Origin of the sequence: Nocardia cerradoensis NBRC 101014 (genome assembly GCF_000308535.1) — a bacterium.
Taxonomy (GTDB): domain Bacteria; phylum Actinomycetota; class Actinomycetes; order Mycobacteriales; family Mycobacteriaceae; genus Nocardia; species Nocardia cerradoensis.
The window spans coordinates 1-26137 of sequence record NZ_BAFW01000387.1 but is presented as its reverse complement, the minus strand read 5'-3'; the positions used below and the strand labels follow the sequence as shown (position 1 = coordinate 26137).

General features: G+C 66.1%; 25 protein-coding genes. 15 read left to right on the top strand and 10 right to left on the bottom strand.

All coding sequences use genetic code 11. From position 1 onward, the window contains the following. Positions 1 to 2: 2 nt before the first annotated feature. Both ON23_RS34605 and ON23_RS34600 read right to left on the bottom strand, forming a co-directional pair. Positions 3 to 1175, bottom strand: a complete 1173-nt coding sequence (locus tag ON23_RS34605) for an acyl-CoA dehydrogenase family protein (RefSeq protein WP_039783980.1) — start codon at positions 1173 to 1175, stop codon at positions 3 to 5. Then, positions 1168 to 2358 (bottom strand): acyl-CoA dehydrogenase family protein, encoded by a 1191-nt coding sequence (locus ON23_RS34600; RefSeq protein ID WP_039783979.1) that lies wholly within the window; start codon positions 2356 to 2358, stop codon positions 1168 to 1170. The genes ON23_RS34605 and ON23_RS34600 overlap by 8 nt, the downstream gene beginning before the upstream one ends. 601 nt (positions 2359 to 2959) lie before the next feature. Between ON23_RS34600 and ON23_RS34595 the strand changes: the two genes are divergently transcribed. The 5 genes from ON23_RS34595 (at position 2960) to ON23_RS34575 (ending at position 8808) form a co-directional block, all read left to right on the top strand. Beyond that, on the top strand, positions 2960 to 3952 hold the full coding sequence (locus ON23_RS34595) for an oxidoreductase (RefSeq protein WP_039784092.1): 993 nt from the start codon (positions 2960 to 2962) through the stop codon (positions 3950 to 3952). Between the two features lie 79 nt (positions 3953 to 4031). Beyond that, positions 4032 to 4541 carry a nuclear transport factor 2-like protein gene (locus ON23_RS34590; protein ID WP_039783978.1) on the top strand — a complete coding sequence of 170 codons (510 nt, stop codon included), beginning with the start codon at positions 4032 to 4034 and terminating at the stop codon, positions 4539 to 4541. A gap of 129 nt (positions 4542 to 4670) precedes the next feature. Continuing rightward, on the top strand, positions 4671 to 5360 hold the full coding sequence (locus ON23_RS34585) for a TetR/AcrR family transcriptional regulator (protein ID WP_039783977.1): 690 nt from the start codon (positions 4671 to 4673) through the stop codon (positions 5358 to 5360). After that, positions 5345 to 6397, top strand: a complete 1053-nt coding sequence (locus tag ON23_RS38370) for a helix-turn-helix domain-containing protein (protein WP_039783976.1) — start codon at positions 5345 to 5347, stop codon at positions 6395 to 6397. The genes ON23_RS34585 and ON23_RS38370 overlap by 16 nt, the downstream gene beginning before the upstream one ends. A gap of 47 nt (positions 6398 to 6444) precedes the next feature. Continuing rightward, on the top strand, positions 6445 to 8808 hold the full coding sequence (locus tag ON23_RS34575) for an ATP-binding protein (protein ID WP_157170380.1): 2364 nt from the start codon (positions 6445 to 6447) through the stop codon (positions 8806 to 8808). A 17-nt stretch (positions 8809 to 8825) separates the two neighbouring features. Here the strand turns inward: ON23_RS34575 and ON23_RS34570 are convergent, their stop codons facing one another. After that, positions 8826 to 9047, bottom strand: coding sequence for a hypothetical protein (locus ON23_RS34570; RefSeq protein ID WP_051043752.1), 222 nt, complete (start codon positions 9045 to 9047; stop codon positions 8826 to 8828). A gap of 317 nt (positions 9048 to 9364) precedes the next feature. Between ON23_RS34570 and ON23_RS34565 the strand changes: the two genes are divergently transcribed. Next, positions 9365 to 9874, top strand: coding sequence for a nuclear transport factor 2-like protein (locus ON23_RS34565; protein WP_039783975.1), 510 nt, complete (start codon positions 9365 to 9367; stop codon positions 9872 to 9874). Between the two features lie 96 nt (positions 9875 to 9970). Here ON23_RS34565 and ON23_RS34560 read toward each other — a convergent pair whose 3' ends face one another. Continuing rightward, positions 9971 to 10507 carry a glutathione peroxidase gene (locus tag ON23_RS34560; RefSeq protein WP_039783973.1) on the bottom strand — a complete coding sequence of 179 codons (537 nt, stop codon included), beginning with the start codon at positions 10505 to 10507 and terminating at the stop codon, positions 9971 to 9973. 64 nt (positions 10508 to 10571) lie between these two features. On the opposite strand from ON23_RS34560, the gene ON23_RS34555 reads away from it, so the two are divergent. Beyond that, positions 10572 to 11162, top strand: a complete 591-nt coding sequence (locus ON23_RS34555; protein ID WP_051043751.1) for a TetR-like C-terminal domain-containing protein — start codon at positions 10572 to 10574, stop codon at positions 11160 to 11162. Positions 11163 to 11297: 135 nt separating this feature from the next. Continuing rightward, the gene (locus ON23_RS34550) at positions 11298 to 12125 is read left to right on the top strand and encodes an SDR family NAD(P)-dependent oxidoreductase (protein ID WP_039783970.1); all 828 of its coding nucleotides are present in this window, start codon (positions 11298 to 11300) and stop codon (positions 12123 to 12125) included. Between the two features lie 83 nt (positions 12126 to 12208). On the opposite strand, the gene ON23_RS34545 is transcribed toward ON23_RS34550, so the two are convergent. Together ON23_RS34545 and ON23_RS34540 are read right to left on the bottom strand one after the other, a co-directional pair. After that, on the bottom strand, positions 12209 to 15508 hold the full coding sequence (locus ON23_RS34545; protein ID WP_306307157.1) for a protein kinase domain-containing protein: 3300 nt from the start codon (positions 15506 to 15508) through the stop codon (positions 12209 to 12211). A 417-nt stretch (positions 15509 to 15925) separates the two neighbouring features. Continuing rightward, the gene (locus tag ON23_RS34540; RefSeq protein ID WP_143859940.1) at positions 15926 to 16873 is read right to left on the bottom strand and encodes a CdaR family protein; all 948 of its coding nucleotides are present in this window, start codon (positions 16871 to 16873) and stop codon (positions 15926 to 15928) included. A 586-nt stretch (positions 16874 to 17459) separates the two neighbouring features. Here ON23_RS34540 and ON23_RS34535 point away from each other — a divergent pair. The 6 genes from ON23_RS34535 to ON23_RS36415 all read left to right on the top strand — a co-directional run bounded on the left by ON23_RS34535 (position 17460) and on the right by ON23_RS36415 (position 22074). Then, complete coding sequence (locus tag ON23_RS34535) at positions 17460 to 17996, top strand: nuclear transport factor 2 family protein (protein ID WP_039783964.1); 537 nt, start codon at positions 17460 to 17462, stop codon at positions 17994 to 17996. Positions 17997 to 18195: 199 nt separating this feature from the next. After that, a complete protein-coding gene (locus ON23_RS34530; protein WP_039783962.1) occupies positions 18196 to 18993 on the top strand; it encodes an SDR family oxidoreductase in 798 nt (265 codons plus the stop codon). A gap of 105 nt (positions 18994 to 19098) precedes the next feature. Beyond that, positions 19099 to 19878, top strand: coding sequence for an SDR family NAD(P)-dependent oxidoreductase (locus ON23_RS34525; protein ID WP_039783959.1), 780 nt, complete (start codon positions 19099 to 19101; stop codon positions 19876 to 19878). Between the two features lie 351 nt (positions 19879 to 20229). Beyond that, on the top strand, positions 20230 to 20499 hold the full coding sequence (locus tag ON23_RS39935; protein ID WP_373282278.1) for an alcohol dehydrogenase catalytic domain-containing protein: 270 nt from the start codon (positions 20230 to 20232) through the stop codon (positions 20497 to 20499). A 436-nt stretch (positions 20500 to 20935) separates the two neighbouring features. Next, positions 20936 to 21172: a hypothetical protein gene (locus tag ON23_RS34515; RefSeq protein ID WP_039783953.1), complete on the top strand. Its 237-nt coding sequence runs from the start codon at positions 20936 to 20938 to the stop codon at positions 21170 to 21172. 62 nt (positions 21173 to 21234) lie between these two features. Beyond that, complete coding sequence (locus tag ON23_RS36415; protein ID WP_157170379.1) at positions 21235 to 22074, top strand: alpha/beta hydrolase fold domain-containing protein; 840 nt, start codon at positions 21235 to 21237, stop codon at positions 22072 to 22074. A 261-nt stretch (positions 22075 to 22335) separates the two neighbouring features. Here the strand turns inward: ON23_RS36415 and ON23_RS34505 are convergent, their stop codons facing one another. From ON23_RS34505 to ON23_RS34495, 4 genes are all read right to left on the bottom strand, one after another. Next, positions 22336 to 23232: an aminoglycoside phosphotransferase family protein gene (locus tag ON23_RS34505; protein WP_223273341.1), complete on the bottom strand. Its 897-nt coding sequence runs from the start codon at positions 23230 to 23232 to the stop codon at positions 22336 to 22338. A 306-nt stretch (positions 23233 to 23538) separates the two neighbouring features. Continuing rightward, positions 23539 to 24048 (bottom strand): hypothetical protein, encoded by a 510-nt coding sequence (locus ON23_RS34500; protein WP_210743189.1) that lies wholly within the window; start codon positions 24046 to 24048, stop codon positions 23539 to 23541. Positions 24049 to 24189: 141 nt separating this feature from the next. Next, entirely contained in the window at positions 24190 to 24567 is a 378-nt protein-coding gene (locus tag ON23_RS39655; protein WP_262985048.1) for a DUF3626 domain-containing protein, read from the bottom strand. Further along, positions 24503 to 25090, bottom strand: a complete 588-nt coding sequence (locus ON23_RS34495; protein WP_262985047.1) for a DUF3626 domain-containing protein — start codon at positions 25088 to 25090, stop codon at positions 24503 to 24505. Before ON23_RS34495 ends, ON23_RS39655 begins: the two co-directional genes overlap by 65 nt. A gap of 271 nt (positions 25091 to 25361) precedes the next feature. Here ON23_RS34495 and ON23_RS34490 point away from each other — a divergent pair, with 271 nt between their 5' ends. Beyond that, positions 25362 to 26120 (top strand): class I SAM-dependent methyltransferase, encoded by a 759-nt coding sequence (locus tag ON23_RS34490; RefSeq protein WP_039783949.1) that lies wholly within the window; start codon positions 25362 to 25364, stop codon positions 26118 to 26120. Positions 26121 to 26137 lie beyond the last annotated feature (17 nt).

Sequence of the window (26137 nt, the reverse complement as noted above, 5' to 3'; positions counted from 1 at the left end):
GGTCAGCCTCGCCCTGTCGCGACCGCGACTTCGTAGTCACCGTTGCGTGTGTCGAGCACGAGTTCGGCGATCCGGTCGCGATGGTCCTCGGCGCTGCCGAGGAGGGCGGCGTCGGTGAAGGCGCGCTTGAAATACAAGTGCGCCCGGTGTTCCCACGTGAATCCGATACCGCCGTGCACCTGGACCGCATCGGCCGCGATGCGGGTGTAGGCGGCGGAGCAGACCGCCTGGGCGATAGACGCCGCGACGACGGGATCGTCAGTGCCGTCCTGCAGCGCCCATGCGCCGTGGTAGGCGGCGGAGCGGGCGTGTTCCTGGTCGACGAGCATATCGGCGAGGCGGTGTTTGACCGCTTGGAACGACCCGATGGCCCGGCCGAACTGCAGCCGCTCCCCGGCATAGGACACGCTCAGATCGAGCATGCGCTGGGCGCCGCCCACCTGCTCGGCCGCCAGCAGCACCGCGCCGACCTGCAGCGCACGCTCGCAGATCCGAGCCGCCTCGTCCGGACCCGCCAGCAGCCGGGCCGCGGCGGCGGCGAGGTGAACGGTGGCCTGCGGCCGGGTCGAGTCCATCGTGGACAACGCGATCCGCTCCACGCCGAATCCGGTGGCGTCGACGACGAACAGCGCCACCCCATCCGGGACGTTCGCGGCGACGAGCAGGTCGTCCGCCGCACCCGCGTCGACGACCCGCTCGACGGTTCCGGACACCGTCCAGATGTCACCGGATCCGTTGGCGCGCAAGGTCACCGCGTCCGCGGCGAAACGGCCCGCTCGATCCGGGACGGCGAAAGCAGCGGTCCGGACACCCGCGACGAGTGGCCCCAGAATCTCGGTACGCACCGGCGTGTCCGGTGCCGCGGCGAGCGCGGGAATCGACAACATGAGCGTGCCGAAGACGGGCCCGCAGAACAGGGCCGAACCCAATTCCTCGATGGCGATCGCGGCATCGACGATGCCGCCACCCGAGCCGTCGAGTTCCTCCGGCACACCGAGTCCGAGTACGCCCAACTCGGATCCCAGTCGCAGCCAGGCCTTCTGGTCGAAGGCGGGCGTGGACTCCATCAGCCGCCGCACGGTGGCCTCGTCGGAATGGTCGGCACAGAAGCCGCGCACGGCGGCGCGCAATTCCTGCTGCTCGCGCGTGAACGCGAATTCGGTGTTGTCAGCCACGGGGCACCTCACGCCAGGGTCGTCCGGAATCGGCGCGCAGGTCACCCGGCAGGCCCAGGATCCGCTCGCCGAGGATGTTGCGCAGCACCTCGGAGGTGCCGCCCTCGATGGTGTTGGCGCGGGAGCGCAGGAAACGCTGCTGCACGTCGGGATAGTCCTCGGCGGTATCGACCCGGCGCATCGCGTAGTCGCCGTAGAGGAGCCCTTCCGGGCCGAGCAGATCCATGCAGAACTCATAGACCCGCTGGTTCAACTCGGCGCCGACGAGTTTGCCGATCGAGCCCTCGGGGCCGGGACCGTGAACGGTCGCCGTGGCGCGAGAACGCTCCGAGGTGAGCCGCTGCGCTTCCGATCGCAACCACAACTGCGCCAATCGATCCCGCCGCACCGCGGTGCGCAGATCGGGACGCTGCGTCCACAGTGCGACGGCGTCGGCGATCGTGCCGTCGCCGCGACGGGTGCCGCTCGCGCCGATCGAACTGCGCTCGTTCATCAGGGTGGTCATCGCCACCCGCCAGCCGTCCCCGACCGCTCCGAGCCGATGCGCGTCCGGAATACGGACATCGGTGAGATACACCTCATTGAACTCCGCATCGCCGGTCATCTGCCGCAACGGTCGGACATCGACACCGGGAGCGCGCATATCGACGACGAAATAGGTCAGGCCCTTGTGCTTGGCCACATCCGGATCGGTCCGCGCGATCAGCAACGCCCAACTCGCGCGGTGGGCAAGAGTGGTCCACACCTTCTGCCCGTTCACCACCCACTCGTCACCGTCGCGGACGGCCGAGGTGGCCAGCCCGGCCAGATCGGATCCGGCTCCCGGCTCGGAGAACAGCTGGCACCAGATGTCGTCGAGGTTCGCCAACGGGCGCAACCACTGTCGCTTCAGCTCGTCGCTCCGGGCATGCTCCTGCAGAGTCGGTGCGGCCATGCCGTAGCCGATCGGATTCAGACTGTACGGAACGGGAGCTCCCGCCTCGTGAAAGATCGCATCCGCTACTGCCTGCAGGCCGCGCGAGACGCCCAGACCTCCGAGCCCCTCGGGAAAATGCACCCACGACAAGCCCGCATCGAAACGGGCGCCGAGGAATTCGGATGCAGGGACGGAACGGGGATCGTGCTCGCGCACCACGGCGCGTGCGGCTGCCGCCACGCGCTCCGCATCGATATCGGTACTCACACCCCGGCTCCCCTTGTCGAGGCACACTTGCCGCACGATCGCATTCGGCTCCCTTTCACTCGCAGCACGCTGCTCCGGCAATTCATCACCGCCGTACCCCGCTGCGGACCTCACGGACGAGGGCCGCATTTAGCGGGAGCGCCCACAACAACACTAAAATAGAACGATCTAGTGGCTTGACACTAGGTGCTGTGCCCCCGTTGCGTCAACGCCGCACGCTGCCGCGCCGGACAGAAGCATCCACGGAAGGAGTCCCGTCGACAGCGCAGACATTTCCCACTCCAGCGGTATATCGCACCAAACGCCCGTACACCCGACCCCACCCGCCGTTCGCGCCCGCATTTGCCTGAGCGGCAACATGTTTCGATCATGCGAGGCGAAGCCACCGTGGGGATGTGGCACCGCGATGGCGCCGCGTTGTTGACGCGACGGAAGTAGCGACGCTACTCTCGGCGGAGTAGATCAATCTATCTACGCACCGGGTTGCCGGTCCGGTTCCCGTTGCAGCTACTGATCAGGGGAACGTTCGCCCGTGACCGATCTCGCCGGCGGCCCGGTGGCCGCAGCGTGCGTCACCGAGTGCCCGATCCAGGAAGGTGTCATGTCCCAGTCCTTCAACGCTTTCGTTGTCAACAAGAGCGAAGCCGGGTTCAGTGCCGGTGTACAGCAGCTCACGCTCGATGACCTGCCCGCCGGGAATGTCACCGTGCGCGTGCAGTACTCCAGCGTCAACTACAAGGACGGCCTCGCCTGCCTGCCGGAGAGCCCCGTGGTGACCTCGTATCCGATGGTGCCGGGCATCGATATCGCGGGCACCGTCGCCGAATCGAGCGACCCGCGCTTCGCCGTCGGCCAGGAAGTGATCGCCATCGGCCGCGGCCTGGGCACCGATCACTGGGGCGGCTACGCCGAATACGCGCGCCTGTCCGGTGATTGGCTCGAGCCGCTCCCCCAGGGATTGAGCCTGAAAGAGGCGATGGCACTGGGCACCGCCGGATTTACGGCGGCCCTGTCGATCCAGCGGCTCGAGCAGAACGGCCTGCGGCCCGGCACCGGCCGCGTGCTCGTCACCGGGGCCACCGGCGGCGTGGGCAGCACCGCGGTGAGCATGCTCGCCGGCCTCGGCTACGAAGTCGTCGCGAGCACCGGCAAGACCGCCGAGCACGGCTACCTCGAGGAATTGGGCGCGAGCGAAATCCTCAGCCGCGAAGCGGTTTCCGCGCAGGTGCCGCACCCGCTGGAGGCGGAACTGTGGGCCGGTGCGGTGGATCCGGTGGGCGGTGACACGCTCGCCTACCTGTTGCGCACCACCCGCTACGGCGGCTCGGTGGCGAACTGCGGACTCACCGGCGGCCCGGCGGTGAGCACCACCGTGCTGCCCTTCATCCTGCGTGGCGTCAACCTTCTGGGTATCGACTCCGTCATGTGCCCGGAGGACGTGCGTGCCGCGGTCTGGCTGCGCCTGGGCACGGACCTCAAACCGAAGAACCTGCTGGAGAGCATCTCCCACGAAGTCGACTTGAACGGCATTCCCGCGGTCGCCGGCCAGATCCTCACGGGTGCGGTCAAGGGCCGGACGATCGTGCGCATCTGAGGCGCCGCCGAGCACGACATTTTCCGGCACCGCGCAGACGGTCTGCACGGTGACAACCTCAAAGAAGAGGACGAACACAATGGAAAACAAGTTGAGTCTGGCGCAGATGGAAGAATTGCTCGCCATCCACGAAATGGCCGAGTTCAACGTCGACCTCGACGCCACCATGGCCACCCTCGTCGACAACCCCGTCTACGAACTCCCCGCCCTCGGCTGGCGCATCGAAGGACAGGAAGCCGTCCGCGAAACCTACCGCCGGCTTCTCCACGGCGGCGACGTCTACAACCTCTGGGCCGACAAACGCGTCCACGCCACCTCGCCGACCAGCCTCGCCCGCGAGGCCTACGTCTACATCGACACCCCGGATGGCCGGGTCACCGGCCAATATTTCGTCGCCATGGACTTCGCGGGCGACAAGATCGCCGGGGAACGGATGTACATGGACACCACCTTCGCCAAGGCCATGACCGACATCCTCGGCCCCGACTTCGGCGACATCCCGGGTGTGAGCCGGCTCGCGGACACCGTCCCCACCCCCAGGCCGCGCCTGGACCGCGCCGCCGCACACGCCGCCGACTCCAACCACTGAGCAGCGGTAACCGAATACGGTCACAGTCCGGGCTTCAGCCGGCTCTCGGGTCCATCACCCGCGTGTGGTGGACCCGAAAGTCAGCCCCGAAATGTCACACCAAACAGTTTGGTTTGGTAGACTGTGACAGTGGCCACTTCTCCCGACGCAGATACCACTCGCGACCGCATCGTCACGGCCGCGGTGTCCGAGTTCGCCCAATACGGAGTGGCAGGGGCTCGCATAGATCGCATCGCCCGCGCGGCGAAGACGAGCAAAGAGCGGCTCTACGCGTACTTCCGCAGCAAGCAGCAGCTCTACCGTTTCGTCGCGGAACGCGAGCTGGCGGCGATGACCGAGGCCACCCACATGGACGCGCTCGATCTGCCCGGCTACGCGGGACGGGTTCACGACTACTTCATGGCCCATCCCGACCATCTGCGGATGCTGCAATGGGGAAGGTTGGACACACCCGACGTGGCCACCGCCGCGGACCCTTTCCAAGAGTCCGTACGGCAGACCGTGCGCGGTAGCGTCGAGCAGATACAGAATGCGCAGCTGGCCGGGCATCTCGATCCGGCGTGGGATCCGATCGACATCATGGTGATCGTCACGCAGATCGCACTGGCCTGGGCCTGGCAGCCCGATCTCGTCGAACTCGCCGAAGGGCAGGTTCGCGATCCTTCCGACGCGGCACGCCGGGCCGCGGTCGTCGCCGCCGTCGCGGGCTTGTTCCCCACGGCCGACCCGGAAGCAGCACCCGTGAGTCCCGGCACCGATGGCACGAGCCCGAGCCTTGTGCGTGAAGATCGAGGAGTCCGTTCGTGCGGGAGTGGATAGTCAAGCTCAATACGATCGACGGCGGCGCGGCCGAAGCGCTGCGGGTAGTCCAGCATTTCGACGCGCTGGTCGACCAGAAATCATCGGCACTGGCCATGCTCCGGGCCGCCGCGGTCCTGGCCGATTGCCCTGCGGGGCTGGAAGATCCGGAACGCGGCCTTCGGGTGGGCGTGGACGCGGCCGGTCGAACCCTCGCCGATGCGGGTAGCGCGACGGCGTTACGCCAGGTGCAGCGATTCGAGGGAATCACGGTCTGGCTCGACCGGCAGGAATCGCCCTGGCCGCTGGACCATCTGATCCTCGAGCGATTCGCCCGTAGCCTGCACGCGGTCAAGAAGTCTCGCGACACCTCCCCGGTCGTCGCCGCCCTGCGCACCGTCTGCGATTCGACCGTCCTTCCGGCCGAGCGTGACAACGCACTGCGCCGACTCGGCGTGGGGCCGACCGTCACGGTCGTGGTCACCCATGCCGCCGACGCACGGCGGATGCCACCGGGGCTCGTCGTCGACGAGCATCAGATCAACCTCTTCTCCGGATCCGTTGCGCCGGACACGGTCCCGCGCGATATCGCGGCCGGGATCCACACCTGCGCCGCCACGGAGGTCCACCGTGGATGGCAGCACGCCCGCACGGCACTGCGCATCGCGGTCGAACTCACCACCGGCGAACCCACGCACGTGCGGTACGAGCAGCTCGGCTGCATCGCCACCGTCGTGGAAAGCGTCGACGCGGAGGCGGCGGCGCAAGCGCCCGACGTCCGCCGGGTGATCGAGCTGCAAGCCCAGCGGCCGTGGGTCGTCGCCACACTCGAGGCCGTCCTGAGTCACAGCAGCATCCGCGAGGTCGCCCGCCTGCAGAACCTGCACCATTCGACCATGCGCCAGCGCATCGATTGGCTCGAACGCCAGCTCGGCTATCCCCCGCTCAGCAGCGCCGGATATGCCCGCGCGAGTACCACTTTGACGCTGTGGCGCATCGCGATGGCCGCGGAGCGGCGCCATCCGGCCGGTACGCCGGCAGCCGTCGCCTGCCGGTGATCGCAGCGACACAACGACATTCGCGGCGCCGGATCGGAGTGGAACGCATGACGGCACAAGTGGCGACCGGACATGCCACCGCCGGCGTCGATTCCGCATCGCCGGCGGTAGCAACCGGCGACGGGAACCTGCCTCCCGAGCTGACCAGTTTCGTGGGCCGCCGCAGTCAGGTGGGCGAGGTCGGGAATCTGCTGGCGAAGTCACGTCTGGTGACATTGACCGGAATCGGAGGAGTCGGAAAATCGCGGCTCGCGTTGCGCGTCGCGCACACGGTGAAAGCCGATTTCAGCGACGGCGTGTGGTTGGTCGAACTGGGCGATATGCGAGATCCGGCGCTACTGGCCGATGTCGTCGCCACAGCCGTGGGCCTTCGAACCCGGGCGGCCGGACCCGTATTCGACCTGTTGATCCGGTACTTGTCCGCACGCGACCTGCTGCTGCTTCTCGACAACTGTGAGCAGGTGATCGACGCCGTCAGCACGTTGACCGAAGCACTGCTCAAAACCTGTCCCCGGGTGCGGATTCTGGCGACCAGCCGGGAGGGTCTCGACGTAGGCGGCGAATCGGTGTTCGCGGTGCCTCCCCTGCCGATTCCCGACCCGGCACTCGAGTCGACCCCCAGAGCTGCTCGGGAGGACGCTGTGGCCCTGTTCGCCGACCGAGCCGCCGCCGTGGTGCCCGGCTTCGAAATCGGCGCCGACACCAGGGCCTGCGTCGCCCGGATATGCGCTCGGCTGGACGGGCTTCCACTGGCGATCGAACTGGCCGCGGCTCGGCTGCGGACGATGTCGCCCGAACAAATCCTGTCGCGGCTCGACGACCGTTACGGTCTGCTGACTCGCGGACGTCGCGGCGCTCCGATGCGTCAGCAGACCCTGGCCTGGTGCATCGGCTGGAGTTATGACCTGTGCACACCGCACGAACAACGGCTGTGGCGTCGATTGTCGGTATTCGCAGGCGGTTTCGAGCTCGACGCCGCTGAACAGGTGGCCGGTGGCGACCTGACGCCGCCGGAAATACTCGACTCGTTGTCCGCGCTGGTCGACAAGTCGATACTCATCCGCGAGGAAGTCGATTCGGCGGTGCGCTTCCGGATGCTCGAAACCGTGCAGGAATACGGCAGGGACAGGGCCGAGGAGAGCGGCGAGCACGCCGATTCGGCTCGGCGGCACCATGATTGGTGTCTTCGACTCGCCCTGCGGGCCGAGGCCGAGTGGATCGGACCGCACCAACTGCAGTGGGTCGCCCGGCTGGAGCGAGACCTGCCGAATCTGCGCAAGGCCCTGGAGTTCGCGGTGTCCGAATCATGTGACGACGCGGTGCGAATGACCGCCGCCCTGTTCCCGTTCTGGGTGATGCGGGGACGGCCCGGCGAAGGTCGCCGCTGGGCTGCTCGCGCGCTGCTCGGTACCGACGGCGCCACACCCGCTGTCGATCGGGCCAGAGCACTGTTTGCCGCGGGCTCGATGGCGGCGCTGCAAGGTGACGTCGCCGATGCCGGTGACAAGCTGGCACAACTGAGGCGCCTGGCCGAGGGCGGCACCCACCCGGTGATCGGCGCTCTGCTCGCGCACGGCGAGGGAAGTCTCGTGCTCATGACGGGCGCACCCGAGCCGGACCACGCCCACGATCTCGTGGCCCGGGCCGTCGCCGTCTACGAGGCATCCGGGGCGCTCAGCCTGCAGCTCGATGCCCTGATCTCGCTCGGATTGTCCTATGCGCTGCTCGGCGACACGTCGCAAGCGACCGGGTACTTCGAGCGGGTGCTCACGATCACCGGATCCGCCGGCGAAACGATGCTGCGCGCGTGGGCGTTGTGGGCGGCGGGGTATCTCGCGTGGCGCGGCGGCGAGCCGGATCGCGCGGGGGACCTGCTCGCGGAGGGGATTCGATCGGCTCGGCTGATGGCCGATCCGCTGATCTCCGCGACCTGTACGGAGACGCTGGCCTGGGTCGCCGCGGGGCAGCGGCGGTATCGCCGGGCAGCGGTGCTGACGGGCGCCGCCGATTCGCTGTTCGGTCGCGCCGGAAGTTCCGGATTTCCTTTTCCCGCATTGCTCGTCCACCACGACGATTGCGCCCACGTAGCTCGAGACTCGCTCGGGGACAACGCTTTCCAAGCGTCCCTGCGCGAAGGTGCGGCGATGACCGTCGACTCTGCCGCATCCTTCGCCCTCGGCGAGCGAACCGATACCTCGGCATCCACTCGCGAACCCGCAACCGTCCTGACCAAACGGGAGCGGGAGGTCACCGCACTGGTCACGCGCGGACTCACCAACAAGCAGATCGCGGCCCGGCTGGTGATCTCGCAGCGCACCGCCGAGGGACACGTCGAACATATCCTCACCAAACTCGGCTTCACCTCACGCGCCCAGATCGCGGCCTGGGCCAGCGAGCATCGCGGTGTCTGACACGACAGGTTCCGCTGTCATCGCCCCGTGGGGCCATCGTCCTGCGCACACCATGCCGAGGTGAGCGCGTCCGATAATCTCTGCTCGAGCCGCCGCTCCTCGGAGTCGTCGGTTCGGCGGAACCACAGCCCTTCCTCGATCAGCGTCATGAATCGCCGGCGGTCGATCCCGAAGGTGACGAGCAGATCGCCCGGATTCGCGCCGCCGAAAGGCGCCCACCGGATTGCGAATTCGATCATCGGCACAGTTTCGGCGTCGATTGTCCTGCGGGCTGCGAGAAACTCCAATTGGCTACGCGCCGAACGAGCCAGAACGAGTCGTAATTCCGGGCCGGCTGTTCCCGGCCGGACGGCGTGTGTCCGGAACGGGCCGTCATGATTGTCCCGAGTGTCAATGCGTGAGCTTTGCCTGTTCATGAGTGCGACCTCGATTCGACAACCGGCACCTGGCGGACAAATTGCGGCAATCGGCGCGCGATTGGCGGGTCCTGGGCCCACCAGTTTTCGGAGAGACTTCTCACATCGAGAAATCGTTCGCAGAGGTGGAGAAAATCACAATGGAAAACAAACTGACCCTCGACCAGATGGAAGAACTGCTCGCCATCCACGAAATGGCCGAGTTCAACGTCGATCTCGACGCCACCATGGCCACCCTCGTCGACAACCCCGTCTACGAACTCCCCACCCTCGGCTGGCACATCGAAGGACAACAAGCAGTCCGCGAACTCTACAAACGCCTCCTCCACGGCGGCGACATCTACAACCTCTGGGCCGACAAACGCGTCCACGCCACCTCCCCCACAAGCCTCGCCCGCGAAGCCTACGTCTACATCGACACCCCGGATGGCCGGGTCACCGGCCAATACTTCGTCGCCATGGACTTCGCCGGCGACAAAATCGCCGGCGAACGCATGTACATGGACACCACCTTCGCCCAAGCCATGACCGACATCCTCGGCCCCGACTTCGCCGACATCCCCGGCGTCACCCCGCTCCCCGCCACCGTCCCCACCCCCAGGCCGCGCCTGGACCGCGCCGCCGCACACGCCGCCGACTCCAACCACTGAACCGGATTCCGTTGCGGCGGAAGCGGTGAGTGCGAGTATGCAGTGACGCGCACCCTCGTTCGCGAGGGTGCGCGTCACCGTGCTGGGGTTACCACGTCAATTCAGCAGGCCGGCGATCTCGGTTTCGATCTGCTCGGGTGTCACGGTCGATTCGAAGCGGCGGATCACCTTGCCGTCGCGGCCGACGAGGAATTTGGTGAAATTCCACTTCACCTCATCGGTGCCGATGGCTTCCGGGCGCGTGGCCTTGACGTGGTCGTAGAGCGGTCCGGCGGAGGGCCCGAAATCTCCGGGCGCCTCCGCGCGCAAATAGGTGTACAGCGGATCGGCGTCGGGCCCGTTGACCTCGATCTTCCCGAGAACCGGGAAGGTGACACCGTAATTCGTGGAGCAGAACTCCTGAATTTCGGCGTCCGCGCCCGGTTCCTGAGCGCCGAACTGGTTGCAGGGGAATCCGAGAATCTCCAGCCCACGATCCCGGTTCTTCTTGTACAGCGCCTCGAGACCTTCGTACTGGGGCGTGAAGCCACACTTGCTGGCCACGTTGACGATCAGCACCACGCGGCCCGCGTAGTCCGCCAGCGAACGGTCTTCCCCGTCGGCGGTGGTGACGGAGAAATCGTGAATTGTCATATGGCCGAGCGTATTTCAGTTCCCCTATTTATGCAACGGGTCCGGTGCCATATATGCTGCCGAGATGACTTCGCCTCGGCCACGTGGACGACCCCGCGACGACACCGTCGACCACCGCGTCCTCGACGCCGCGGTCGAGGAGCTGGCGGAGAAAGGCATCGCCGAGTTCAGCATCACCTCGGTCGCCGCCCGCGCCCGCGCCGCCAAGCGCAGCATCTACGCGCGCTGGCCCCGCCGCGAAGATCTCATCCTGGCCGGAATGTCGACTCTCGCCGCCGGCCTGGTCCCACCGCACACCGGATCGATCACCGGCGATCTGACCGTCCTGCTCGACCGGATCGCCGCCGTCTTCGTCGAACCACGACTGAGCATCCTGCAGCGGTGCGCGGCGGAGATAGCCGACTACCCGGACATGTACGCCGTGTTCAAACGCGACTCGATCGATCGATGTCTCGCGGCGATCGAGGACGCGCTCCACGACGCGGTGACGCGCGGGGAAATCCGCGCGGACATCAACCCCGGCACGGTGGCCGACATCATCACCGGCACCATCGCGTTCCGAGCCTCCACACACCCGTCCGATGTGCTACCCGCCGACCGGCGCGAGGAACTGACGGCCCTCCTGCTGGACGGCCTGAGCCCGCGCGCACGCTGACACGAAGCGGTCTCCGGTCCGTTGCGCGATTGGCGGGCAGATGGTGCCGAACTCACGCCGATTGGCGGGGTGAAAGGCCGGCCCCGGCGACCGATCCTGGTAAGCGGACACCACCACCGACAGTTTGGAGTTGCCATGACCTGGCCCAGTGGAGAAGCCGCTTTCGTGACCGGAGCCGCCTCGGGAATCGGGCTCGGGATCGCCCGCGCACTCGTAGCGGCGGGTGCCGCGGTCGCCCTCGCCGACGTCGACGGAACCCGGCTCGCCGCGGTCGTGGACGAGATCACCGCGCAGGGCGGGAGGGCCGTGGCGATCGAGCTGGATGTCAGCGCGGAGGACGCGTGGGCTGCCGCCGCCGATCGCGCCGAGGCCGCCCTCGGCCCGACCTCGATCCTCGTCAACAACGCCGGAGTCATCAGCAACGCGCCGATCGCCGAGACGACGCCCGAGGCGTGGCGGCGCAACTTCCGGGTCAACGTCGAGGGACAGTTCCTCGGCACCTCGACCTTCCTGTCCCGGTTCATCGAACGTGGCGGGCGCGCACACATTCTCAACACCGCATCGATGGGCGGGCTCATGCCCATCCCCGGCGTGGGCGCCTACTGCGCGTCGAAATTCGCCAGCGTCGGGCTGTCGCTGGTCCTGCGAGAAGAATTGCGCGGCACCGATATCGGCGTCTCGGTGCTGACTCCGGGCACCGTCGCCACCGGTATGACCGCCGCCGAAGGCGCCGGCGGCGCGAACCCGGACCGAGTGGGCGAGCAGGTCGTCGAAGCGCTGCAGGCCGGGCGGTTCCTGATTCCCACCCACGGCGATTTCGAACCGATCCTGGCGAACATCCACCGCGAGATCGAACAGGCCTTCGCCGACACCGACGACCGGCACGGGCCCGACCCGTCCGCGCAGATGATCCTCGCCGGGGTCGACCCGTTGAACGAGCTCCTGGCCGACGGAGCCCGCTGACACGACGCGTGCGACGTGGTCGGCGGCCACGTCGCATCGTCCGGCCACGTCGCATCGTCCGGCTGCGGCGGCCGGGTCACGACTCAGGAGCTCTGCCGCTGGGCCCGGTCCACCATCCAGGCCGCGATCTGGGCGCGGGAGGTGAACCCGAGTTTGGTCAGAATGTGTTCGACGTGGCCCTGGGCGGTGCGGAGGGAGATCACCAGATTCGCGGCGATCTGCTTGTTGGTGAGTCCGCGCGCGACCAGCTCCGCGACCTGTTGTTCGCGCTTGGTGAGCTGAGCCTGCCCGGTCGCGGTGGGCGGCGTCTCGCTCGGCTGCTCGCCGAGCGCGTAGGCCACCGCGGCGTTCATCGTCATCGCCCGCCCGCGCCGGAACGCCGCATCGAAGCCGCGCGCGCCGAGCGAGCGGCGCACGATGCGATCGCAGTCCTCGTGCGACTGCGACAGCTGGGGGAAGAAGATCGAGAAACCCGAACCGGACCGCAACAGGCTTTCCGCGGCGCCCATCAGCACCGCCGCGCGCTCGCTGTCCTCGTCGGCGATGATCCACGCCAGTCCCTCGAGATCGAGCACCGCGACCAGCGGGCTGCGGACGCGTCGATTCACCCGCAGCGATCGGCCCAGCAGCTCGCGTGCGCGCGCGTGTTCACCCTGCTGCCAGGCGTAGATTCCCAACCCCCACAACGTGCTCGACCGGAACAGCGATTCGCCGCTGGCCTCGGTGATCGCCAGGACTCGTTCGTGATTCTCGATCGCCCGCCTGGTGTCGCCCTGCGCCGCCAGTGCCCAGCCGAGCGTCATCAACGCCGCGATATGCAGATGTCCCTCGGGCTCCGAGGCGGCCACCTCGACCGCATCGTCGAAGCAGGCGACCGCGCGGGCGGGATCGCCTCGATACAGCGCCAGAATGCCGTCGGCGGAGGCGACGAGCCCACCGTGCAGCGGCGTCGGGTCGCGCTCGGCGAGTTCGCGGAGCTGCGCCAGCAGTGACTCCGCGGCCGGAAAATCCTGCTGCTCGGCGGCCATCACGGCGCCGACGTGAAGGCCCCGGATCCGGACCAGTAGGTCGCGGGCGGCGGGGTGCGCGAGGACTCGGTCGATCCAGCGCCGCCCCTCGCCGTACAGACCCCGGAAGCTCCAGAACAGCCACAGCGCGGTGACCGTGCGCAGTCCCGCCGCACCCGATTCCGCGGTGTTGTCGGACAGGCAGAATTCGAGTGCTTCGCGCAGGTTCAGTTGCTCGCGTTCGAGTCGCGCCAGCCAGTCGGGCTGCCGCTCGCTGATCCATTCGGCTTCGGCATCCGCCGTCAACTGCCGGCACCAATCGCGGTGGCGCGCACGTACAGTGGTCTCCTCGCCGGCCTCCCGCAACTGCTCGCGCCCGTAGTCACGCACGGTCTCGAACATCCGGAACCGGACAGCGCCCTCGAGTTCCTCCCGGATCACGATCGACTTGTCCACCAACGACGACAACTCGTCCAGCAGACTCCCCTGCCCCGCCTCGGCGCAGACCTGCTCGACCGCATCCATCTCGAAACCGCCTGCGAATACCGATAATCGGCCCCACAGCCGCTGCTCCGCCGGTGTGCACAATCGGTAGCTCCAATCGATGCACCACCGCAGCGTCTGCTGCCGCTGCGGCGCGGTGCGGCTGCCGCGAGTGAGCAGTGCGTAGCGGTCGGTCAACCGAGCCAGGATCTGCTCGGGCGACATCGTGCGGATGCGCGCGGCAGCGAGTTCGATCGCCAGCGGCAGGCCCTCCAAGCGGGCGCAGATGCCCGCCACCGCGGACATATTCTTCTCGGTGACCTCGAATCCGGGCACCACCGCCGCGGCCCGCTCGGTGAACAACGCCACCGCGTCGTATCGCGGCAGTCCCCGCAGTGTGGGCCGATCGTCGTGGCTCGGGACGGTCAGCGGCGACACCCGCAGCACGGCTTCTCCGGCGATGTCGAGCGGCTCCCGGGTGGTCACCAGAATCCGCAGGTCCGCACACGCCAGCAACAGCGTTTCCACCAGATCCGCCAGCGCGTCCACGACCTGTTCGCCGTTGTCCAACACCAGCAGCGCGTGCCGCGAACGCAGGAAGTCCAGCAGTGCCTCACGCATCGGCGACGGTGAATCGTCGCGCAAGCCCAGCGCGCCCGCCACCACATCGATCAGCAGTGCCGGGTCGGTCACCTCGGCGAGTTCGATCAGCCATACCCCGTCGGCGAAATCGGTACGCACGGACGATGCCGCACGCACCGCCAGCCGTGTCTTTCCGACACCGCCGACTCCGGTCAGCGTCACCAGCCGGCCCGCCGCCAGCAAGCTCTTGATCTCGGCCGTCTCCGCCCGCCGGTCGATGAAACTGGTCAGCTCGAGCGGAAGCTCGGCGGTGGCGCGTCCTGGAAACGATTGCGGCAGAACGGATTCGGTATGCGGCGACGTGTCGTCGCCGCGCGCTCGCGGGGCGGCCGGCTGTCCCCGCAGCGCCATCTCACCGACCCGGTATCCGTGACGGCGCTGCACCTCACGCAGCGCCTCGCCCAGTTCCGCCGCCGAGGGCCGTGCCCGCCGATCCCGATTCATCGCCGACTCCACGAGCGCGGCGACGTCTTCGGGGATGCCACCGTCGCGCAGATCCGGCAGCGGCGCACTGGTGATCCGCAAGAACTGGGCGACGACCTGCTCACCACTGCGCCGCTCGAACGCGGCATGCCCCGTCAACGCGGCGAACAGCGTCGCACCCAGCCCGTACACATCCGCGGCCGGCGTCGCTGCCTCCCCTGCGAGCACCTCTGGCGCGGTGAACGCCGGCGACGCGGTCACCACCCCCGTGGCCGTGTGGAAGCCCCCGGCGATCCGGGCGATTCCGAAGTCGGTCAACGCCGGCTCCCCGTACTCGCTCAGCAGGATATTGCCCGGCTTCACATCCCGATGCATGATCCCCAGCCGATGCGCGGTCTCCAGCGCACCCGCGATCTTCACCCCCACCCACAGCACCGTCTCGACCGGCAACGGCCCTTCCCGGCGGATCCACGCATCCAGCGAATCCAGCGAGTGATAGGGCATCACCAGATACGGCCGCCCACTCGCGGTCACGCCCACCTGCAGCACCGTGACGATATTCGGATGCCCGGTCAACCGGCCCATCGCCTTCTGCTCCCGCAAGAACCGCGCCTGATTATCGGCGTCCAACTCCGCGGTCAGCACCTTCACCGCGACCGTGCGATCCAGGGCCGGCTGCGCGCAGCGATACACCACACCGAAGCCGCCGTGCCCGATCTCCTCGGCATCCTCGAAACCGGACGCGCTCAATTCCATCGCCACGGGCATGTTCACCTCGCGGCCGGTGCGCAGCGGATCCTCGTCGACCATCAGTCGCTCGCGAACCACTGGGCACGGGCACGTATACCGGGCACCATGCGCTCACCTTCCGACACCCCAGCGTATCCCCGGCAAAGCGTCCGGGCCCGCACTTCCCACCACCCCGCCGAGGAGGCCGGTACGTAGGCGAAAAGGTATCTCCCGGGTAGTTCTGCCGTCCCGCGATACCCGTTCCGGAACGAAGCTGTGAATACGGGGATCCGACATCACCTTCGAGGTTTGCACGGGGCCGGCACATACACCGGGCAACCACCGGTCTGCACACCCGCCATTCGGGGGCAGATGGGAGCTGTTCCGACCGCCGTCCGGACACCCGTTCCTGCGTCCGGATGCCCGCGGCGCGGTCGGACACGAGCCGCCACGTGCGGCTGACAGTGAGCGATACATCCGCTGTTCGTCGAATCCTGCGACAACCCGCGCACTTCGTCAGTAGTCGCCGAGCCGGCGAAGGAACTCCGCGGCGATGTAGCGCATCCGGCCGGCGGTCGTGCGCAGATCGTAGCCCAGCAGTCGCGTCAGGCTCTCGTGTTTGGCCTGAAGCGTCGAGTGGTGCATGGAGAGCTCGACCGCGGCACTGCGCAGGCTGGGCGCATCGCAGAGCGCCTGGAGGACCTCGGCAGAGTGATCATCAAGGCGGGCAAGCGCTTTCACATCTCTGTGTGGCGAGTCCGGGTCGTGCGCGCGAGCCAGTATGGTCATCGCCCCGAGAGCAGTGGCGTCGACAACGGGCGTCGACGAAGTAGTGAGCCGGTGGGCGATGACCGCTCCCTCCCACGATTCCGGGGCGTGATCTGCCCGCACCCATTCCCCCAAGCCGGCCGGACCGGCAGGGGTGACCTGTCCGGTGATATCCAGAGTCGCTTGGAGAAGCCCGTACCGGGTGGGAACGGCCGCCGAGATACCGGACAGTGCCGTTCCCCGCTCCGTGGCGATGAGCCTGATACGGGTGCTCGGATCGATGTGCAGCCGTACGAGCCCCGGCATCCGCTCATCGATCGACCGGGTCGGATCGACAACGAGAGCAAGGCCGGCCGAGCCGGTGCCTCTCGTAGCCAGCAGCCCGACCGCGAAGGCCAGCCGCTCGACGATCAGCTCATCCTTGTCGCGTGTGGCGTCGTCGTCGCGCTCGAGCCAAACACTCCCGCCATCGAAAGACCGCTCCAGCTTCCTGAGCCCCTGGTTGTTACCCGGAACGCTCTGACCTGTCGGAGCGAACCGCGATATCCTCCCGTTTCGTTCGAACCCCGCTACGGTTCCCGCACGAACCGCCGCACCCCGCAGCAACACATCCAGCCCTGCCCCGCCGGCGATGAGGGCATCGAAGAACCGGACGACATCGAGAGCTTCGCTGACATCGCGACTCCGCTCGCTCACGACTTTCACCCCTCGGTACGTACGTCACTGCGCGGGCAACCATCCGATCGCCGGCCCGGTCGATTCGCAAAAGTACTCTGCCAGTACGAGTTCCGAGGCGACTGGAGGGGAGCAATGAAGACGGTCATGTCAATGTCCTTGTTCTTTACGTCGCTCTGCTCGCGACTCCGACACGCGATCTCACGCCTCCTCGATGGCAGCCCCCATGTGCCGCGGTCGCGGGAGCGTCGAGGGACCAGCGAACGATCTGCGACCTCGAACACGATCCCACATCGAGCCGTACGGCGTTACTGGAAAGCTGTGACACGCCGACCATCGTCACATCGGGATACGTCCGCCGACAACCGCCAAATGGGCGGAAATAGCGGCACATATTGTCCAATCGCGCACTCACCCTTGGTCGAATCAACCTCTGCGCATTGTTTCCGCGTATCCGGTATTGACAGTGCATCGACAACTTCCTACGATCCGTTAGATCGGTCTATCTAGTCGTGCAATCTGCGTAGACCGATTCTTTCAAGCGAGTTTTCGAGCACATGCATTTCCACGCATCGGCTCTCTTTCCCAGAACAAGGAGCGTAGAACAATGAGCGAACTCACTATGGACCAAATGGAGGAGATTCTGCTCGCTCACGAGAAGGCCGAGCTGGAGATGGATATCGAGGCCACGATGGCGACCGTGTCTCCGAACTGCCGTTGGGAGTTTCCCACCGACGGGTTGGTCGCCGAGGGGCCCGAAGCGGTTCGCGAGCACTACCGACGAGTGCTCCCCGGCGCGCAACAGTGGAATGTCGCCGCAGAGAAGCGCGTACATTCAGCCGGCCCGAACGCACTCATCCGCGAGGCATGGGTCTCCTGGGACACCCCCGAAGGCGGCCGGGCCAATGGCCTGTACCTGGTGGTGATGACGTTCGATCCCGAGGCGAAACTCATTACCGCCGAACGACTCTACGCCGACACCAACTTCGCGAAATACATGGACCGGCAGCTCGACGTTGCGACCTACAAGGACTTCCCCGGCGTCCGAACCCTCAGCTCGGTCGCGCCCGTCATCAACACGCATGACGCCTTCGCGCTCGCCGAGTCCCGGGGAATCACCATCGACGGCAAATACGGCCGGTAACAACCGATACCGAACACCATAAAAACCGAACGACCCGCACTCGTTCCGAACAACCGGCTCGGTGGCAGTCACCGAGGCAATCACGACTTGAAACTGAACGTCTCCGACTGCCACCGAACCACACGCCGAATATAGAGAGAACATCTCCAATTCCAAGGCTATGCGTTCGGAAGAAGTTACTTCACTGAAAGGCTTCTCCATGAGTACTGCCACTGCCGCTCCCATCCCCGTTCGTTCCCCGCTCACGAGCGATCTCTCCGACTCGACCGTCGTCGTTGTCGGCGGCAGCTCCGGCATCGGACTGGCCGCCGGCACCCTGCTTCGTTCGATCGGCGCGCGCGTCGTCCTGGTCGGACGCGACTCCGAGCGGCTGAAGGCCGCCGTCGACCGGGTCCGCGGCATCAACCCGATCGACTCCGACGACGCCGTACAGGGCGTTGCGGGCGACGGCGGAGACGAGGAGGTCCTCGTCGAAGCCTTCGACCGAGCGGGACACGTCGACCACCTGTTCGTCACCGTGGGCGGGACCAGCGGGATGGGTCCGCTGACCGAGGTGTCACTCGATGTCCTGCGCGCGACCTTCGAGACGCGTGTCCCGGCGGCCTACGCCGCTGCCCGAGTGGCCTCGACCCGGCTCCCCGCGGGCGGCTCGCTCACATTCAGCTCCGGCACCGTCGTAGTTCGCCCCTTCCCTGGAGCGTCTGCCGGACTGTCGGCCGCCGGTGCCGTCGAAGCTCTCACCAGGTCCGTCGGCGTAGAGCTCGCCGCCGCGCGCATCCGAGTGAACACCGTCCGATTCGGACGGATCGATACCCCACTGCTGCGCTCGAACCCAGGAATGGAATCCGACGAAGCGATCGCCGCCGCCGGATCGACGTGGCCCCTCGGCCGGTTCGGTACCGCCGAAGAAGCCGCCTCCGCAGCACTGTTTCTGATGGCCAACAACTACATCACGGGCCAGATCATCAACGTCGACGGCGGCGAGACCATGGCCTGACGCGGCTTTGCCGTCCGAACTCGGCGCTCGAACACAGTCGCCGCCAACATCCCCACTGGTGCCGTCAACGACCGCACCGACATAACGCCTGCAAGGAAGAATCAGATGAACCTGAACGGTTTGTTCGAAGTACGAGGCAAGACCGCGCTGGTCACAGGGGCCTCCGGCGGAATAGGTTTGACGATCGCCACCGGCCTCGCCGAAGCGGGATGCCGGGTACTGATCTGCTCACGTAAAATCGATGAAATCACCGCCGTGGCAGAGAAATTGTCCGTTCACGGTACCGTTATTCCGTTCGCGGCGGATTTGTCGACTCCCGAGGGAATTGCGACCGCGGGAGACATCGTCGGCAGCGACCAGCCGCTACATGTCCTTGTCAACAATGCCGGTGCCACGTTCGCAGCGCCGATCGATGAATTCCCGCGGTCCGCGTTCGAAGACATCCTCAATCTGAACCTCATCGCGCCGTTCGAACTCATCAAGACGCTGCTACCGTCACTGCGTCTGGCCGCCACCCGGGAAGATCCCGGGCGCATCATCAACATCTCCTCCGCCGGGGCGCTGCTGGTGCCCGACTGGGACGGCTTCTCCTATACCGCCTCGAAGGCGGGACTGATTCACCTGAGCCGGCACCTCGGCAAGGCTCTGGCGAAGGACCAGATCACCGTGAACACCATTGCGCCGGGCCACTTTCCATCGAAAATGACGTCGTCGCTGATCAACGACGACGGCAGCCCGAAAGGCGATGACTATACGTTCTTCGGGGGGCGAGTCGGGACACCGGAGGATATGGTGGGCGCCATCGTCTATCTCTCCTCCCGAGCGGGTGCCTGGCTCACCGGTCTCACCATTCCGATCGCGGGCGGCTTGAGCACGATCAGCTGAGCACATCCACGGTGTTGCGGCATCACGAACGCAGACGCGGGAGACGCTGTCCCTGTTCGAAGACGGCTTGGTGTGCGGCATCGCTGTCGATGTCGCGTCCGCGCCATCGACAGCCGAGCCGAATCGCCATCCACTCGTCACGAATGCGACGACTGAAACACAGCCACCCGAGGCCGCACACCAGGCGCGAACGGCGCGTATACCGCTCATATCTGCCACATTCGGCGGATTCCGCAGACCCACACCGCGAGCCGGTATGGGACGCCTCAGCAACGATGAAAAGGGTGAAGTCTGCGGGTCCGATCTCCATTTCTACTTCGCGCCGGATACGACCTGGAATCACCGCACCCGTTGACCGGTGCCAAACTCCCGCAGATCCTCGGTCACGAATTCAGCGGCACCGTCGTCGAGATTGGTGACGGCGTCACCGATATCGCGGTCGGTGACCGCGACGCCGTAGGCTACCGATCGGACGAGTTCGGCTCCGTTATCGCGGCGATGGCCGGCGGCGTCTACGACACCACCGGCTGGGTCCAGGAACGTGAACTCGACGAGATCGTCGACGCGATCCACGAACTGCGCGCGGGAACCGCATCGAAGATCCTCATCCGCGCAAGCTGACACCGCGCGCGGCGCGCCGGACTCCAGCACGAGCCCGGGCGCCCGCTGGTCGACCGATCGTGTCGGATCGATGATGAGGGCAAGCCCGACGGCGAACGCCGGCCGTTCGAGGATGATCTCATCGTTGACACCGATGGCGCCGTTGCGCCCGACCCCGCTGGCACTGAGAGCGTCGAAGTACCGTACGCACCGGTCCGAGTCCGGGATCCGACTTCGGACGAGAAACATCCACACTGTGGCGGGACCCGCCAAATGAGGCATAAATTGCTCGATATACCGGCCGATTGCGCGGTCGGCTTTCCGGCGATTCGAACTTCGAGCAAGAACGAGCACGGAGTGTTGACAATCAGATGCGACCTTTCTACGATCCACTAGATCGTTCTATCAAATTGATGATCGATCTGTCGGACGTTCTGTGAAACCAGGGAATCGAAACATGATCGAACTCGCGATGGAACAAATGGAAGACATCCCTCTTTCCCACGAGAAGGCGGAGTTGGAGAAGGATATCGACGCAATGATGGCAACCGCATCTCCGAACCGTCGGTGGGAGTTTCCGAGTGACGGATTGGTAGCGGACGGAGTCGAGGCGGTTCGCGAGCATTACCGCCGCGCACTTTCCGGCGCGCTGTCACGCGGGATGGCCAACGACGGAAAGTACGGCAGAAAATGATTCGTGAGAATATTCGTCGGATTCCCGGCAAGGCTCTTTATTATGCGATAAGAATGGTGCCGATGGACCTGGGCGATCCGGCTTTCGTCACAAAGATGATCGCGAAAGATCGCGCGACCGGACCGAAGCGGCCTTCGCGTCGCGGCCTGGCCAAACTCGACTTCTGGGAAGATACCGAAGCCGGACTGCGCACATTCCACGCCAGACGCAAGGGGGCCCCGGCAACTCCTCTGCGTCTGCTGTTCCTTCATGGTGGCGCCTTCGTCATGAATTTCCAGACGACCCAGTGGACTATCCCGATCGGCCTGCTCGAACGGGTCGATGCCGAGGTGGTGGCTCCGGTCTATCCGCTGGGCCCCGAAGCAGACTGGAAGGAGACGACCACCGCAATCGAGCGACACTACCTCGCCCTCGCCGAAGCCCATGGCGCGGAGAACATCATCGTCTTCGGAGACTCCGCGGGCGCCTCTCTGACGCTGCTGCTCGCGCACGCGCTGCGCGATGCGGGGCTTCCGCTGCCGAAGGCCCTCGTTCTGTTTTCGCCGGCACTCGATCTCACCGGCACCGACCCCGGTCAGAAAGCTTTGGCACCTCGCGATCCCATGCTTTCCCTGGGCGTGTTCAAAGAGATCGAGCGCCGGTGGCTCAAAGGCCTTCCGCCGCACGATCCGCGAGTCAGCGCACTGTTCGCATCACACGCCGACCTGCCGCCGACCATCATCTTCAGCGGGGACCGCGAAATCCTGGACTCCGACGCACATCGACTGAAGGCCGCCAACCCCTCGGTCGATCACCGGCACTATCCGGGCATGGTGCACGTCTGGCCCAACTTCCCCATCCCCGAAGGCCGTCAAGCCCTCGACGAGGCCGCATCCTTCATCCACCTGCACCGCGACAGGTGAACGGGCCCTTCACAATTGGCGATGTGTTCTGCATCTCTGGGGAGATGTGCGCGGCAGCGACTGGTGCGAGCAGCCTCGATCACCGTCTCGCGACCTCGGGCCGGGGCAGCCCGGCCGGTCGTCCCCACAGGATGATCCGACACATCCTGGGCACACACCGCGAAGCTCCACGAGATCAGTCCCATGATGCGTTCACTTACAGCCCTGACCAACCGATGCGCAAGTCACCGGGGGGTCGGTGTCACCCGCTGAAACGGTGAGTTAGGTTTCGTCGGTCAGTATTTCGTTGACGAGGCGCTGTGCCCGGCTCGCCGGCTCGTGATCAGTGGCTTGATACTCGGCGAGGGTGAGCAGCGCTTTCCACAGCGCCCAGCCGCGGGCACGGTCCCACGTCGCGCTGTCGCGGTCGATTGCTCGACGGAAGGCTTCGCGGCTGGCTCCGGACAGCATCGTCCATGCCAGGACGAGATCGCAGGCAGGGTCGCCGATTCCGCAAGTGCCGAAGTCGATGACGGCAGCCAGCTTCCCCTGGTCGACGACCAGGTTGCCGGGGGCCAGGTCGCCGTGAAACCACACCGGATTCCGGTCCCACTCGGTAGCCAGGGCCTTTTCCCAGACGACTGTGGCCGGTGCGGTGTCGACGCAACCGTCGAGGATGTGCAGGCAGTGCCGGGTCTGTGCGTCGTAGTGGCTAGGTGGTCGGCCTCGGTAGAAGCTGTGCGCACCGGCTGGGGGTGCTTCGGTGGTATCGCATCGCTGCAGAGCGTGAATGAATTCTGCGGCAGCGACCGCGAATTCGGTCATGTTCCCAATTTCGGCTCGATCAGCGGTCTCGCCGTGGATCCAGCGACGCACCGACCACGGATACGGATAGCCGAGGTCGGGTTCGCCATCGGCGAGGACAGTCGGCACCGGTATCGGCAGCGAGGGCGCCAATCGCGGTAACCAGCGGCTTTCCTTGGCGACGGCGGGTGCGTAGCCGGCCGCGGTCGGCAGCCTGACCGACATGTCCTCACCGAGGCGGTAGGTGCGGTTGTCCCACCCGTCGTTGTCCACCGGCGTGACCGCCAATGCGCTCCATTGCGGAAATTGTCTCGCGATCAAACGCGCGACCAGCCCCGCATCGATTCCGGCGCGGCCGTCCGCGGAAGCTGTCACCACGCCATCCTGAACCCGCCAGCCGTGCTCGACAACCGATTTCCGGCCGTTTCGTGGACACCGTATTCGGTTGCTGCCTTGCTGCTCCTGCCTGTGGAGTGGAATTGTGATGTCCTCCCAAGGTCTGTCCCGGCTCGTCGCGGCCGTCACGGGTCCGCCAGGCCTTTCCCCGTGGGCGAGTCGGCCAACCCGACGACCCGGCCCGATTGATCGCCTGGCCGGTCACCGATGCCGGACGCTAGGTGGTAGGTCAGGTGATCGACACCGAAGGCGGATTCCGCAGGTTCCGGTCGTAAACCGTGACGTTCAACTCCAGTCGAGTTGCGCTTCGGGAATGCCAACTGCTCGAGCATGCGCGATGGCGTTGTCACGGCCATCCGGTTCATTCCGGCTGTAGCTGAATACGCGGCCCGAGAAGACTACGTAGGTTGTTGTCGCGGTGTGGAAGTCGATGTACCAGGGGCCCGCTTCGAGCGTGTCGGCGAAAATGGCTGCGAGCCTTTCGGCGGCCGCCACGTCGGCCTCGAAGTGAATCAGCGTCCACGTGTCCGGTTGCCCCGCACCACGGATCTCGGGCCGAATACGCGAGATAGTGCTCACCGCGATGGCGAGATCGGTCAACTCCGCTACAGGACGAAGACTTTCGATGATGAGCACGCCGCGCAGACGGCCCGGTTCTGCTTCTGCCACATCGCCGAGCATGCCTGAATGTCGGGGATCTCGCCGACCGATGCACTGCGCCGAGTCCTCGAATCCGCCCATGTCTTCACCTTCGTCGCCGGTTTGAGCACGGCTGGTGTCCACCTGCACCAGCACGTGGTCACCCGCCCGTCCGGCACCGCACGCGAAGTTCTTTGGCACGACGCAGATTTCCGGGACGCGCCCCGGATTCCCGCATCCGGACTCGATGCGCTGTGCGCCGAGCTTGCTGCCCCACTACCCGTGCAAGGGGGGACCTCAGATCGACACTCGAGGTGTGGTGTCGCCTGTTCTGCCGAACCGGGCGAGGTAATGCCAAACCTTCTTCAGATCCTGTGAATCGGCCCAGGATCGGGCAGCTCCGACTATGCGGGGAGAGAGTGATCCGTGCTCGCCGGCGACCGCTTCAGCAAGGTCGACGACCGAAGCGCCACGGTAGTCCGCGTGAGCGCGAACATGGTCGATGCCGAGGGTGTAGCCGTGGTGCCAGCTCAGCGGACAGGGCAGCGAGGCAGCGGTGGCATGGATCGAGGTGTTGCGGTAGCTCGGATCGAGAACCAGCTCCTCGACATCACTGTCCATCGACAGCGGGCCGTGCAGGTGCGCCTCGATGTAGTGATCGAGCGGATCTGTCATGGTCCTGCTCGACCATCTCGAGCAGGCTCATCCGGCGCGATGTCGCGAAAGCACCCGGTTCGAACACGCTGTCCGGGAAGCAGAACGTGGTGCGTTCGAGAGTGTGCTCGGCCAAGCGCAGGTAGCAGGAACCGAAACGAGGTGATCCACCGTAGGGGTCGCCTCGATGGTTCAGGGCACCGTATTTCGGACGCTGCGCGGCCGGCGCCGAATCGTAGCAGCCGCCGAACATCCGGCTTTCCCACTGCCAGCGGGCCCCACCAGGGTGCGCGCTCAACCCTCCGTTACTCAGCCCGGTCTCGAACTGTGACCGGTACACGCCCTCACCGGCAAGAGCATCGAGCACGGTCCCGGTGCCGAACACGGCATCGGGGTGGAAGTGCACCGTGACTCGCAACGAGCGATCCAGCGGAGCTCCCGCCGACAGCGCAGCCACGTGAGCCACAGCGGAATCGGCGACACTGGCCTCGGTTTCGCGTGGACTGCGCAACTGTTCTTGCGCATCGAGGGGAAAGTCGTCCATGTCGAATGTGTACCTCACGAGACACTGGCCATCGAGCAATCGCTGCGCGGAACCGGCGACCGGTACGACGTGCGTCGCTACAGCGCGTCTCTATGATCCGATCCCACGAACTCGCTACACGGTCATGTTCGCGTCTTCGCCGCGGTGACACCGTTCGCCCGGTTTTCCGGCCAGTTTCCCGACGACCCGGCCGCGATCGATGAGTTGACCCGGCTCCTCCACGATCATCGCGCCACTCAGGACTGACAGCACTGAATTACAGTGATCTCCGATGCCCGACCCACTGCATTTCGACATCCATGCCGAGGTCTACGACCGCGCCAGACCGCCATATCCGGCCGTACTGTGGGCCGAGCTACAGGATCTCGGAGTGCTGCGGCCAGGAATCAGGGCGATCGATCTTGGCGCCGGTAGTGGACTCGCTACCGGACCGCTTCTCGAGACGGGTGCGTCGGTCGACGCGGTCGAGCCGGGCCGGGCCCTGGCCGATCGTTTGCGCCGGCGCTGGCCGGCCGCAGTCGTGCACGTCGACACGGTCGAACACGTCGAGTTACCGACAAACTTCTACGATCTCGCGGTCGCGGCCACCGCCGTGCATTGGTTCGACCTCGAGGTGGTCATGCCGAAATTGCATCACGCGCTGCGACCTCGCGGCCATTTCGCCGTGTGGCGCAACGCCTTCGGCGACCCGACTGTCTCGATCACACCGTTTCGCGAACGAGTCGCCCACATCGTAGCCCGCCGGGAAACCGCGGAACCCCGGCGCGTGTACGGCGAACTCGACACACAGGCGTGGGCGGCTCGCCTCACTGCCAGCGAGCATTTCGAAACCAGGCATATTCGCCACTTCCCCTGGTCGATCGACATGCGCACCGACCAAATCCACGATCTGTTCACCACATTCAGCAACTGGACCCCCGCCGAGGTGGATGAGGCGGCTCGAGCTGTGGACGAACTCGGCGGGCAGGTGACCGAGCACTATGTCACGCCACTGATCGTGCTGCGCAGCAACGAATTCGCGCCCGACTGATGTGTTACAGCACATCG

Excerpts from the sequence above, each read along its gene's own strand:
- ON23_RS34525 (WP_039783959.1), top strand. The coding sequence starts at position 19,099 with ATGAACCTGAACGGTTTGTTCGAAGTACGAGGCAAGACCGCGCTGGTC.
- ON23_RS34490 (WP_039783949.1), top strand. The coding sequence starts at position 25,362 with ATGCCCGACCCACTGCATTTCGACATCCATGCCGAGGTCTACGACCGC.
- ON23_RS34495 (WP_262985047.1), bottom strand. The coding sequence starts at position 25,090 with ATGGACGACTTTCCCCTCGATGCGCAAGAACAGTTGCGCAGTCCACGC.
- ON23_RS34590 (WP_039783978.1), top strand. The coding sequence starts at position 4,032 with ATGGAAAACAAGTTGAGTCTGGCGCAGATGGAAGAATTGCTCGCCATC.
- ON23_RS34595 (WP_039784092.1), top strand. The coding sequence starts at position 2,960 with ATGTCCCAGTCCTTCAACGCTTTCGTTGTCAACAAGAGCGAAGCCGGG.
- ON23_RS34535 (WP_039783964.1), top strand. The coding sequence starts at position 17,460 with ATGAGCGAACTCACTATGGACCAAATGGAGGAGATTCTGCTCGCTCAC.
- ON23_RS36415 (WP_157170379.1), top strand. The coding sequence starts at position 21,235 with ATGGACCTGGGCGATCCGGCTTTCGTCACAAAGATGATCGCGAAAGAT.
- ON23_RS34560 (WP_039783973.1), bottom strand. The coding sequence starts at position 10,507 with ATGACAATTCACGATTTCTCCGTCACCACCGCCGACGGGGAAGACCGT.
- ON23_RS34555 (WP_051043751.1), top strand. The coding sequence starts at position 10,572 with ATGACTTCGCCTCGGCCACGTGGACGACCCCGCGACGACACCGTCGAC.
- ON23_RS34565 (WP_039783975.1), top strand. The coding sequence starts at position 9,365 with ATGGAAAACAAACTGACCCTCGACCAGATGGAAGAACTGCTCGCCATC.
- ON23_RS34530 (WP_039783962.1), top strand. The coding sequence starts at position 18,196 with ATGAGTACTGCCACTGCCGCTCCCATCCCCGTTCGTTCCCCGCTCACG.
- ON23_RS34550 (WP_039783970.1), top strand. The coding sequence starts at position 11,298 with ATGACCTGGCCCAGTGGAGAAGCCGCTTTCGTGACCGGAGCCGCCTCG.
- ON23_RS39655 (WP_262985048.1), bottom strand. The coding sequence starts at position 24,567 with ATGACAGATCCGCTCGATCACTACATCGAGGCGCACCTGCACGGCCCG.
- ON23_RS34570 (WP_051043752.1), bottom strand. The coding sequence starts at position 9,047 with ATGATCGAATTCGCAATCCGGTGGGCGCCTTTCGGCGGCGCGAATCCG.
- ON23_RS34515 (WP_039783953.1), top strand. The coding sequence starts at position 20,936 with ATGATCGAACTCGCGATGGAACAAATGGAAGACATCCCTCTTTCCCAC.
- ON23_RS34575 (WP_157170380.1), top strand. The coding sequence starts at position 6,445 with ATGACGGCACAAGTGGCGACCGGACATGCCACCGCCGGCGTCGATTCC.